At 73.8% G+C, this 11,905-nt stretch carries 9 protein-coding genes; 5 read left to right on the forward strand and 4 right to left on the reverse strand.

The annotated features are described in order from the left end of the window. Positions 1-63: 63 nt before the first annotated feature. The 5 genes from ACIO92_RS23205 to ACIO92_RS23225 all read left to right on the forward strand — a co-directional run bounded on the left by ACIO92_RS23205 (position 64) and on the right by ACIO92_RS23225 (position 7,287). Complete coding sequence (locus ACIO92_RS23205) at positions 64-525, forward strand: ribonuclease domain-containing protein (RefSeq protein ID WP_402282433.1); 462 nt, start codon at positions 64-66, stop codon at positions 523-525. A gap of 414 nt (positions 526-939) precedes the next feature. Further along, the gene (locus ACIO92_RS23210; protein WP_402282435.1) at positions 940-1,872 is read left to right on the forward strand and encodes a GyrI-like domain-containing protein; all 933 of its coding nucleotides are present in this window, start codon (positions 940-942) and stop codon (positions 1,870-1,872) included. 329 nt (positions 1,873-2,201) lie between these two features. Further along, entirely contained in the window at positions 2,202-3,647 is a 1,446-nt protein-coding gene (gene argG, locus ACIO92_RS23215) for an argininosuccinate synthase (RefSeq protein ID WP_366442415.1), read from the forward strand. Positions 3,648-3,918: 271 nt separating this feature from the next. Beyond that, entirely contained in the window at positions 3,919-5,319 is a 1,401-nt protein-coding gene (locus tag ACIO92_RS23220; protein WP_402282437.1) for a M48 family metallopeptidase, read from the forward strand. Positions 5,320-5,688: 369 nt separating this feature from the next. Further along, positions 5,689-7,287: an ABC-F family ATP-binding cassette domain-containing protein gene (locus ACIO92_RS23225; RefSeq protein ID WP_401237733.1), complete on the forward strand. Its 1,599-nt coding sequence runs from the start codon at positions 5,689-5,691 to the stop codon at positions 7,285-7,287. A gap of 497 nt (positions 7,288-7,784) precedes the next feature. Here ACIO92_RS23225 and ACIO92_RS23230 read toward each other — a convergent pair whose 3' ends face one another. The 4 genes from ACIO92_RS23230 to ACIO92_RS23245 form a co-directional block, all read right to left on the reverse strand. Then, entirely contained in the window at positions 7,785-8,948 is a 1,164-nt protein-coding gene (locus ACIO92_RS23230; RefSeq protein WP_366442411.1) for a methyltransferase, read from the reverse strand. A gap of 33 nt (positions 8,949-8,981) precedes the next feature. Further along, positions 8,982-9,557 carry a histidine phosphatase family protein gene (locus ACIO92_RS23235; protein ID WP_401237731.1) on the reverse strand — a complete coding sequence of 192 codons (576 nt, stop codon included), beginning with the start codon at positions 9,555-9,557 and terminating at the stop codon, positions 8,982-8,984. A gap of 69 nt (positions 9,558-9,626) precedes the next feature. Continuing rightward, positions 9,627-10,079 carry a GNAT family N-acetyltransferase gene (locus tag ACIO92_RS23240; RefSeq protein WP_402282440.1) on the reverse strand — a complete coding sequence of 151 codons (453 nt, stop codon included), beginning with the start codon at positions 10,077-10,079 and terminating at the stop codon, positions 9,627-9,629. Positions 10,080-10,206: 127 nt separating this feature from the next. After that, positions 10,207-11,643, reverse strand: a complete 1,437-nt coding sequence (locus ACIO92_RS23245; protein WP_402282442.1) for a PLP-dependent aminotransferase family protein — start codon at positions 11,641-11,643, stop codon at positions 10,207-10,209. Between the last annotated feature and the right edge of the window lie 262 nt (positions 11,644-11,905).

Genomic DNA, 11,905 nt, shown 5'->3' on the forward strand with positions numbered 1-11,905 from the left:
GCCAGTCGGCGCCTTTGGGGTGGCGGTGCGTGACCAATGGGGCCGGTGCCTGGTTGACCGTGCATGTATCTCATCCGCAGGCCGCGCTGCGCGGCGGTCGTCACCCTGCTGCTGACCGCGCTGGCCGTCCCGGCCGCCTCGTCCGCGACGGCGGGAACACCCGCCCGGACTCCGGCCGTCCGGGCCGCTGACGTCATCGACCCACCACTGCCCGTGGAGATGTTCCCCGGGCAGGTGAAGGAAGCCTGCGGGATCTGGAAAGAACTCGACTGGCCACAGGCGAAGCGCCCCACGGACTACCCCGTGGTGAACACTCGGTTCGTCATCCGGGGCAGCAACGTCTACGGCAACCGCTCCGGTGACCTTCCCCCGGAAGGCCACTACCGCGAGTACGACGTCAACCCCCGCACACCCGGCACCCACCGCGACGCGGAACGCCTCGTCCGCGACGCCGACACCCACACCGTCTGGTACACCGGCGACCACTACAGCAACTTCCAGGAGATCGCCTCCGGCTGCTCCTGACCGCCGACGAGCGCGAACGGGGCCCAGGGGATCGGCCACGTCCCCGGCCCCGCGAGCTCCCGGGAGAAGCCGGGGTCGCATCCCGCCGGACCGTTCCCTTGCGTCCCGTGCCCGTCAACGCATCCCGCGTCCGCCGACCGAAACGCACACCCGCCGACTCAAGCACCCGGTCACATCCGATGAGGTCGGGCAGCCGGATCACGTTGCCGTGACCCGGCCCCCTCAGAACCGGACGTGCGAGGCTCCGGCCGCATGGGACCGGGCCTTCACCTGGCGCCCCCGCACGCCCCATGCGCTCCGTGCGCTCCGCGTTCCGTGTTCATCCGGCATCCGATCGGATCGGGCACGGAATGTCGGGTCGGGCCCGGGGCCCGGCTCCTAGCGTGGTGATCACGGAGAAGGAAGGGAACGGACGTGCTGGAGCGCCTCAACCAGAGCCTGGACCACATCGAGCGCCATCTCGACCAGCGGATCGACCCGGCGGAACTGGCGCACATCGCGGCCACTTCGGAGTACCACCTGCGCCGGATGTTCTCCGCGCTCGCGGGCATACCGCTGTCGGAGTACGTACGACGGCGTCGGCTCACCGTCGCGGGGGCCGACGTGCTCGCGGGCCGCGACTCCCTGCTGGACGTCGCGGTGCGCTACGGCTACGGGTCGGGCGAGGCGTTCGCGCGGGCGTTCCGGGCCGTTCACGGAGTGGGTCCCGGCGAGGCCCGGCGCACCGGCGCCGCGCTCGTCTCCCAGCCCCGGCTGACCTTCCGCCTCACCGTCGAAGGGAGCAGCAGTATGCGTTATCGCGTCGTGGAGAGGTCCGGCTTCACCGTCGTGGGCCTCAGGGCCCGGGTGCCCCTGGTGCACAGGGGGCCCAACCAGGCGATCATCGACTTCGTCCGCGGGATCGCCCCCGGAACCCTGGAACGCCTGGAGGAACTGCCGGACCAGGAGCCCCCGGGCATCGTCGCGGTCTGCGACGACCTCGACCCGAGTCGCGCCGAGGGCACCGAACTCGACTACTACCAGGGGGTGGTCACCTCGGCGACGGCCCCCGAGGGGACCGACTCCCTCGCCGTCCCGGCCGGGACCTGGGCGGTCTTCACCACGTCCGGACCCGCCCCGGAGGCCGTCCAGGAGCTGTGGCGGGACGTGTTCACGGAGTGGTTCCCGTCCAATCCGTACCGGAGCCGTCCCGGCCCGGAGATCCTGAGCGTGCGTCCGTCCACCCATCCATCCGCTCACCCGTCCATCCACCCGCCCACCGGTACGCCCCCGGGTCGGACCGGTGGTGACGTCCCTCCCGAGGTCGACGCCGAGCTGTGGCTCCCGGTGGAGCGGGAACGGGGGTGACCGGGGGCGGACCCTTCATACGGGGTCCGCCCCCGGCTCACCCCTGGGCCCTGCCCCCGGTTCACCCCCGGGGGCCGTCCGGTCGGCCCGGCCCCGACCCACCCTCGGGCCCGGCCTCGCCCAACCCTCGGGCCCGGTCCCGGACCACCCTCGGGTTCGCCCCCAAGTCCGCCCGCCCAGGCCCACTTCGCCCGGCCTCGACGGCCCCGCCTGACAGGGCCTTCCGGCAAGGCCGGAACCCCGGGCCAGGCCGTGCCGTTCGCGGTGTTCGAGCACCGCACGCGAAATCGGCCTTTGCATGACCATGCGAGATGATGCATACTCTTCCCATGTCCAAGGTCCTCACTTCCCTGCCCGCCGGCGAGCGCGTCGGCATCGCCTTCTCCGGCGGCCTCGACACCTCCGTCGCCGTCGCATGGATGCGCGACAAGGGCGCCGTCCCGTGCACCTACACCGCCGACATCGGCCAGTACGACGAGCCCGACATCGCCTCCGTGCCCGGCCGCGCCCAGGCCTACGGCGCCGAGATCGCGCGCCTGGTCGACTGCCGCGCGGCGCTGGTCGAGGAGGGCCTTGCCGCACTCACCTGCGGGGCGTTCCACATCCGCTCCGGCGGCCGCGCCTACTTCAACACCACGCCCCTCGGCCGGGCCGTCACCGGCACGCTCCTCGTCCGGGCGATGCTGGAGGACGACGTCCAGATCTGGGGCGACGGCTCCACCTACAAGGGCAACGACATCGAGCGGTTCTACCGCTACGGTCTCCTCGCCAACCCGCACCTGCGGATCTACAAGCCCTGGCTGGACACGGACTTCGTGACCGAGCTGGGCGGCCGCAAGGAGATGTCGGAGTGGCTGGTCGCCCACGGCCTGCCGTACCGCGACAGCACCGAGAAGGCGTACTCCACCGACGCCAACATCTGGGGCGCCACCCACGAGGCCAAGACCCTGGAGCACCTCGACACCGGTGTGGAGACCGTCGAGCCGATCATGGGCGTCCGCTTCTGGGACCCGTCGGTCGAGATCCCCGCCGAGGACGTCACGATCGGCTTCGACCAGGGCCGCCCGGTGACGATCGACGGCAAGGAGTTCGGCTCCGCCGTCGACCTCGTCATGGAGGCCAACGCCATCGGCGGCCGTCACGGCCTGGGCATGTCGGACCAGATCGAGAACCGGATCATCGAGGCCAAGAGCCGGGGCATCTACGAGGCCCCCGGCCTGGCCCTGCTGCACGCCGCCTACGAGCGCCTCGTCAACGCGATCCACAACGAGGACACCCTCGCCCAGTACCACAACGAGGGACGGCGTCTCGGCCGCCTCATGTACGAGGGCCGGTGGCTGGACCCGCAGGCGCTCATGGTCCGCGAGTCCCTCCAGCGCTGGGTCGGCGCGGCCGTCACCGGCGAGGTGACGCTGCGGCTGCGGCGCGGCGAGGACTACTCGATCCTCGACACCCGGGGCCCGGCGTTCAGCTACCACCCGGACAAGCTGTCCATGGAGCGGACCGAGGACTCGGCCTTCGGCCCGGCCGACCGGATCGGCCAGCTCACCATGCGGAACCTGGACATCGCCGACTCCCGCGCCAAGCTGGAGCAGTACGCGAACCTCGGCCTGATCGGGGCCTCCAACCCGGCCATCGGCGCCGCCCAGGCCGCCGCGACCGGTCTGATCGGCAACATGCCCGAGGGCGGCGCGGAGGCCATCGCCTCCCGCGGCGAGGTCTCCGACGACGACGAGCTGCTCGACCGCGCCGCGATGGAACTCGGCAACGACTGACCCGACGGGCCCGGACCCGCGAAACCGGAAGCCGAAGGCCGGCTCGACACTCCCCGTGTCGAGCCGGTCTTCGGCTTTTCCGGGGCCGGACGGCGGGCGGGCGAAGGCAGCCGGAAGGGCTCCGCGCCGAGACCGAGGGGGCGGTGCGCCGGACGGACCGGGCCGTCGTCCACAATGCGCGAGCGTTCCCGCCGATGTCAGCGGGAGCGTGTGGATCGGGTGGGACGGAGCCGAGGAAGCCTGCTCCGCCCGCCAGGGAGGGAGTACGGAAATGACGGAGACGACACAGCCGACACGGACGGCACGGACGGTGCCCGTCGCGGGGCGGAGCTGCCCCGACTGCGGCACCGCGGTGGTGGGCGGCGGGCAGTACGTCTCGTGGTGCGCCGCCTGCGACTGGAACGTGGACCCCGGGGCGCGGGACGAGGAGCCGCCGGGGCGGATCGAACGCCTGCGGCGGCGGATCGCGCGCCACGCGGGGGAGCAGCTGTTCACGGAACTCACCGCGGGTACGGGACCCGTGGCGGGTGCGGAGCCTGCGACTGGTGCGGCGACCGGCGGCGGAGCCGTATCGCAGCGGGGCGGACGGGACAGACGGGGAGGACGGGGCGGCAGACGGTCCGGGGCGGCCAGGCAGCTGGCCCTCGGGCTCGCGTCCCTGGTGCACGGCGTGACCCTCGCCCTGTTCGCGGGCGGCCTGTGGCTGCTCGTCGCCTGCTGGGGCCGGGGCGCCCTGCCCGTGTTCGGAGCCCTGGCGATCGGCGCCGCCGTCCTTCTCCGGCCCCGGTTCGGGAGCCTCTCGAAGGCGGCGGAACACAAGGTCGTACTGCGTCGGACGGACGCGCCCCGGCTGTTCGCCCTGCTCGACGAGGTCGCGGGGAGCGTCGGCACCACGGGGGTGTTCGCCGTGGTCGTGGACGCCGACACCAACGCCGGGGTGACCACGTACGGCCCGCGCGGGCACCGCGTCCTCCACCTCGGGCTCGGACTGTGGGAGATCCTGTCCCCGCAGGAACGCCTCGCGCTCCTCGGCCACGAGTTCGGGCACTACAGCCACGGCGACACCCGCCGCTCGTTCGTCGTCGGCAACGCGCTGCACTCGCTCGACACCTGGCGCCACACGCTGGCCCCGCAGCGGCCCAACGGGCTGATGGACCTGTTCGTGAACCTGGTGACCGCGCCGCCCCGGCTCCTCGTCGACGGCACGCTCGCCCTCCTGGAGCACTTGACCCTGCGCGACGCGCAGCGCGCCGAGTACCGGGCGGACGCGGCCGCGGCCCGGGTGGCGGGCACCGAGGCGGCGGCCGGTCTGATGGACCGGCTCCTCGTCTCGGACGGCGTCACGGGCGAGCTGCGCCGGGAGTCCGTGGCGGCGCGGACCCGGCTCGGCGGGGCGCGCCGCGAGGACCCGGCCGAGGGCCTGTGGGAGCGACTCGCCGCCCATGCGGCGGCGGTCCCCGGGCACGAGTACGAGCGGCTCCGCCGGGCGGCGGAGCGGCGCGGGCACCAGGTGGACTCCACCCATCCGCCCACGCACCTGCGGCACCGGAGACTGATGTGCGACGAGCGGGCGGAGGCCCTGATCGTCCTCACCCCGCAGCGCGCGGCAGAGGTCGACGCGGAACTGTCCGGAGCCCGCCGGACCGTCGCCCACGAGCTGGTACGGGGCTGACCTCCGCGCCGCACCCGGGCCGTACGCGCGCCCGCCCGGCCCTTCCGGAGCCCGGCGGACCCTCGCCCACGAGCCGGTACGGGGCTGGTCCCCGCCCGTCGGCGTCACCTCCCGGTGGCCCGCCCCGCACGGCTGACGAAGCTCGCGGGGCGGAAGCCCGTACAGGATCTCCGGACGGCCGTACGTGTGCTCCGACCTGGCCCTTCTCACGGGCGAGGACCGGTTCCGCCTCCAGAGGGGCCGGAAATCAGGTGCGCCGGGGTGACCGGCCGCGTTAGCGTCGGTGACATGGCTACGCCCCGTCTTTCCTAGCTGAGGACCCACTCCCACGCCACCCGTGTGTCCTCAAGCCCTTTCGGAGCGTTACCCATGATCACCGTTCGTGGTGCCGACGTGCGCGTCGGCGCCCGGCTCCTGCTGTCCGGCGTCTCCTTCCATGTCTCCCCCGGCGACCGCATCGGCCTCGTCGGCCGGAACGGCGCGGGCAAGACCACCCTTCTCGACACCCTTGCCGGGCTCCGCGCCCCGGCGGCCGGGACCGTCACCCGTACCGGCTCGGTCGGGTACCTCGCCCAGGACTCGCGGGCCGCCGACCCCACCGCGACGGTCATGGACCGGGTCCTCTCCGCGCGGGGCCTCGACCGGGCGGTCCGGGCGCTCGCCGAGGCCGCCCGCCGGCTGGACGCGACCCCGGACGCACGGGCGCTCGCCGCGTACGGCCGGGCCGAGTCCGTGTTCGAGGCGGGCGGTGGATACGCGGCGGAGGCGGAGGCCGCCCGGGTCGCCGCCGGTCTCGGCCTGCCCGCCGAGGTCATGGACCGGCCCCTCGGACGACTGTCGGGCGGCCAGCGGCGCCGGGTGGAGCTGGCCAGGATCCTCTTCGCGGGGCACGGCCGGGAGGACGCGCTCCTCCTCGACGAGCCGACCAACCACCTGGACGCCGATTCGGTCGGCTGGCTGCGCGGCCACCTCGCCGGGCACCGGGGCGGTCTCGTCCTGATCAGCCATGACGTACGGCTGCTCGGCGACATCGTCAACCGGGTCTTCCACCTCGATCCGGCACGTGCCGCGCTCGACGTCCACAACACCGGCTGGGACACCTACCTCGCCCAGCGCGCGGCCGACGAGCGGCGCCGGGTGCGCGAGCGCGCCAACGCCGAACGGAAGGCCGCCGCGCTGCACGCGCGGGCGGACCGCGTGAAGTCACGGGTGGCGACGGCGACGACGGCCCGCAGCATGGCGCGCCGCGCTGACCGGCTGCTCGCCGGGCTCGACCCGGCGCGTCGGGCCGAACGGGTCGCCCGCATCCGGCTGCCCCAGCCCGAACCCTGCGGCAGGACGCCCCTGGGGGCGGTCTCGCTCACCAAGGCGTACGGGGGACGGCCGGTGCTCGACGGGGTGGATCTCGCCGTGGACCGGGGCGGCAGGCTCGTCGTCCTGGGCCTCAACGGGGCCGGGAAGACGACCCTGCTGCGGCTGCTGGCCGGGGCGGAGACCCCGGACGCCGGACGGGTGGTGCGCGGACACGGCCTGCGGCTCGGCTACTTCGCGCAGGAGCACGACACGCTCGACCCGGCGCGCACGGTACGGGAGAACCTGGCCGCCGCCGCACCGCATCTGACGGACGGTGAGGTACGGACGGTCCTGGGCGCGTTCCTGTTCCGGGGCGACGATGCGGACAAGCCCGCCGGGGTGCTCTCCGGCGGTGAGAAGACCCGGCTCGCGCTGGCCGCCCTGGTCCACTCGGGAGCGAACGTGCTGCTCCTGGACGAGCCCACGAACAATCTGGACCCCGCCTCCCGCGACGAGGTGCTGGCGGCCGTGGGCACGTATCCCGGCGCGATCGTGATGGTCACGCACGACGAGGGCGCGATCGACGCCCTGCGCCCCGAGCGGGTCCTGCTCCTCCCGGACGCGGACGAGGACCTGTGGTCCGACGAGTACCGGGGGCTGGTCGGGCTGGCCTGAGGGTCCCCTCGGGGGAGGAAGAGGGAAAGCGCGGAGGAGCGGAAGGGGCGGGAAGGGGCGGGGCGTACGGGTGCCGGGGCCCGGCGGTGAGGGCTCGGGCGGATCGGGCGGTGAGGGCTCGGGCGGTCGGGACCCTGAGTCCGACCCTGACCCGCTTCTCAGGGTCGAGTCCGTGCTGAGGGAGGGAGATCCCGGAGGCCGACCCACCCGGTCGGCTCCTAGCCTCGAGGCATGAACATCGATGCGCCGGCCCGGGTACGGGTCACCCGCCCCTCGCGGGGCCGGACCGCCACCGAGCGGTCGTACGCCGTCGGGCGCGGGCCCGTGACGCCGTGGCCGGGCACCACGGGTGGGCCCGAGCCGCACGACCCGCCCGGCGTGGCCTCCGTCTGCCTCGACGGGGACCGACCTGTCCGGTGCTCCCGCGTCCGGAACATATGAGTGCGGGGCGCGCACGGGGTCGGACCCCGCGCGCGCCCCGCTCCCGGGCGACGGGACTATCGGTTGCGCACGGCGCGGAGGACGACGAACTTGGCGTCGCTCGCGACGAGTTCGCTGTTGCCGAAGATCCGCCGCAGGGTGACGTGGTAGCCGAGGTGCCGGTTGCCGATGACCCACAGTTCGCCGCCCGGCCGCAGGGCGCGCCGCGCGTCCGCGAACATACGGCGGGCCGTGCGGTCGGTGGTGGCCTGGTGGGTGTGGAACGGCGGGTTGTTGAGCACGAGGTCCACGGAACCGCTGGGGACGTCGGCGAGGCCGTCGCCGACGAGGAACTCCGCCTTGCGGCCCTCACCGATGTGGGTGCGGAAGTTCTCCTCGGCGGAGGCGACCGCCTGGTACGACTCGTCGGTGAAGACCAGTTCCGCATCGGGTTCGTGGAGGGCGACGGCCAGGCCGACGACGCCGTTGCCGCAGCCCAGGTCGGCGACCTTGGCGGCGCCGACGTTCCCGGGCAGGTTCGCGAGGAGGAAGCGGGTGCCGACGTCGAGGCGGTCGGCGCAGAAGACACCGGCGTGGTTGGTGACCGTGAGACCGGGGAGGCCGGGCGCGGGGGTGTCGGCCGGGAGGTCGTACCGGTGCGGCCAGGGATTGGGGCGGGGGGTGAGCGCGGGGTCCGGGGTGGTGTGGATCAGCCGGGCCTTCTTCACCGCGAGGGAGGTGCGGGTGGGACCGAGGATCCGCTCGAAGAGCCGGAGGGTGGAGGTGTGGATCTCCTTGACCATGCCGGTGCCGATGATCACGGTGCCCTCGTGCACGGCGGGTGCGAGCCGGTGCAGCTGGTCCTCCAGGAGAGCGAGGCTCTTGGGGACGCGGACGAGGAGGACGTCGATCCGCTCGGGCGGTGGGTCCTGGGTGGTGAGCAGCCGGACGGAGTCCCGGGTGGCTCCGGCGCGCGCCAGATTGGTCCGGGTGGCGCGGCGGCCGAGGTAGGAGTCGGAGATCTGGACGAGTTCGCCGGGACCGGCGGCCTGGAGGGCGGTGACGAGGGCTCCCCAGCGGTCGCCGAGGACGGCGACGGAGCCGGACAGGTCGGTGCCGCTCTCGGCCAGATGGTCGAGGAGGTACTCGTCGGACGCGTCCCAGGCTCGGAGCTGGTCGCGCGGGTCCTCGGGGTGACGGGTGAGCGTGAAGGCTCCCCATGGCGTGGTCAGACGGTTCATCGTGCTCTCAGGCTAGCCGGTCGCGGCGTTCCGTCAGCGCAGGGCGGCGTCGAGCTGGAGGTGCCAGAGGCCGGGCCTGCCGACGAGGGTGACGGTGGAGAGGGGGTGCACGTCGACGTTCCAGTAGGCGGCGGGAGGTGCTTTCAGGGCGTAGACGAGGGCGGCGCGTACGACGGAGGGCTCGGCGACGGCGACGACGGCGCAGTCGTCGGCGGGGCGGGTGTCGAGCCAGTTCCCTATCCGGGTGATGAAGGCGAGGAGGGGTTCGCCGCCGTGCGGGGCGGTACGGGCGTCGGTGAGCCAGGCGTCGACGGCACCCGGTTCGAGGGCGGCGACCTCGGCGAGGGTCAGTCCGCGCCAGCGGCCCATGTCGCAGTCGCGCAGGGCGGGCTGGGCGAGGGGGGCGTAGCCGAGGGCGGTGCCGGTGGCGCGGCTGCGCGGGGTCGGCGAGCAGTAGCGCAGTTCGGCCGCGCCGAGCGGGATGAGCGCGGGCGCGGCGAGCTGGACGTCGTACCAGCCGGCCTGGTCGAGAGGCCGGTCGTCGTCGAAGCGTTCGGCGAGCAGGGAGGAGCTGCGTGCCGCCGTGACGAGCGTCACCCTGAGACCCATGGGCGCGATCGTGAGGCCGGGGGCATCACAGGTCAAGGGGTCGTCACCCGGGGACGGCGGGGCTTCGGGTCACTGCTGCCCGAGAGCCATCCACTTGTCCGGATTCTGGAGTGGCGTGAAACCGATCTTCTCGTACACGCCGTGGGCGTCGGCCGTGGCGAGCATGATCCGGCGCAGCCCGTACGGTGCGAGGTGGTCGCGGACCGCGCTGACGAGCGCGGTGCCCAGACCGGTGCCACGGGCGGCCCGGTCCACATAGACGTCACAGAGCCAGGCGAAGGTGGCGTAGTCGGTGACGATCCGGGCGTAGGCCGCCATCTCGCCGGTCCCGTGGTGGTAGGCGCCGAGGTTGACCGAGCCCGCGATGGCCCGGTCCTGTGTCTCCCTCGGCCGCCCGAGGGCCCAGTAGGCGTCCGTCGACAGCCAGCGGTGGACCCGCTCGGCGTCGATCCTCCCGGCGTCGGCCGAGATCTCGTACACCCCGTGCATGACGGGGAAACCCTTGATCGCGCAGTCACTCATGGCCGAAGGCTTCCAGCACCGACGCGACTTGTCAGGTGAATTCGCGGGAGAGGCGGGAGAGGGGAGGAGGGAGAGGGACGGGAGAGGACCGAGGAAGGGGGACGGGACGCTCCCGGAGCATCGGTGGTCAAGGGGTGAGTTCCTCGATCGCCGCGCGCAGACGGCGGACGCCTTCGGCGATCTCGGTGGGGCCCGCGACACCCGCGAAACTCAGCCGGATGTGACCGGCGGGTGGTTCGGCGCAGAAGTAGGGGCGGCCAGGGGCTGCGGAGACGCCGGTCCGCAGGGCGGCGGCGAGCAGCGCGGGCTCGGACAGGGTGTCGGGGAGGCGGAGCCAGATGTGCTGGCCGCCGTGGGGCACCTGGGGCAGGGAGAGGGCGGGCAGGCTCCGGGCGACCTCGGCGGTGAGCACGTCCCGGCGGCTCCTGAGCTCCTGGGAGACGGCCCGCAGGTGCCGGTGCCAGGCGGGTGCGCCGACGAGTTCGAGCGCGGTCTCCTGAAGGGGCCGGGGCACGAAGAAGCTGTCGACGACCTGGATGGCGCGCAGGCGTTCCAGGACGGGTCCCCGGGCGGCGAGGGCGCCGACCCGGAGGCTGGGCGAGGTGATCTTCGTCAGGGAGCAGACGTGGACGACGACGCCGTCCGGGTCGTCGGCGGCGAGCGGGGCGGGCAGCGGGGGCGCGTCCGCGTGGACGAGGCGGCGGGCGAAGTCGTCCTCGACGACGAAGGCTCCGGCGGCGCGGGCGATGCGGACGACCTCGTGGCGCCGTTCCGGGGCGAGGACCACGCCGGTGGGGTTCTGGAAGAGGGGCTGGCAGACGAGGACACGGGCTCCGGTGGCGCGGAACGCGGCTTCGAGGAGTTCCGGGCGGACTCCGTCGGCGTCGACGGGGACGGGGACGGGCCGGAGCCCGGCGGCGCGGGCGACGGCGAGCATCCCGGGGTAGGTCGGGGACTCGACCAGGACGGGGGTGCCGGGCGGCGCGAGGGCGCGCAGGGCGGTGGTGATGGCGGACTGGCCGCCCGCGGTGATGAGGATCTCGGCGGCGGTGACGCCGCCGCCGATCTCTCGGGCGAACCATTCGCGCAGTTCGGGCAGGCCGTCGGTCGGGGGGCGGCCCCAGGCTCCGGGGCGGCGTCCGGCGCGGGCGAGGGCGGCGGCGAGGGCGTGTTCGGGCTGGAGGGAGGGGTGGAGGTAGCCGCCGTTGAACTCGATCACGCCGGGCGGCGGGGCGGCGAGGGTGACGAGGACTCCGGAGGCGTCGACGGCCCGGGGGACGAGTTCGGTGGCGGTGTCGGCGCTGAGAGCGACCTCCTGCCAGGAGGTGTCCCCGGCGGCGGGGCTCGCGGTGCGGGGTTCGGCACGGAAGGCGCCCGCGCCGGGGCGGGTGACGACGAGCCCCTCGGCGGCGAGCTGGGCGAGGGCGCGGGTGACGGTCACCGGGGAGACCCGGTGGCGCTCGACCAGCGCGCGACTCGACGGCAGTTTTCCACCAGGAGAGTAGCGGTTGAGTTCAGAACGCAGGGACTCGGCCAATTCCGCGACACTGCTACGCTCGTTCATGAGAGCACAGAATAGCGCTACTGCCCTTTCGACGATAGCGGTCACGGTCGGCGGCGAAAGCACCACCGCTGCGGATCCGGCCGCCGCCCTCCCCACGGCCCCGGCCGCTCCCCCGGCCCCCGCGAGCGTCTCGGGCGCCCCGGCCACGGGTGCCTCGGCACTGAGCACCGTGAGCGACACGAGAACTCCCGGCACGGGCGCCCCGGCCACGATCACGACCACCGCGACCGGCGCCGAGGGCGCTTCCTCCGCGAGCGTTCCC

Origin of the sequence: Streptomyces sp. NPDC087215 (assembly GCF_044744885.1) — a bacterium.
Lineage (GTDB): Bacteria > Actinomycetota > Actinomycetes > Streptomycetales > Streptomycetaceae > Streptomyces.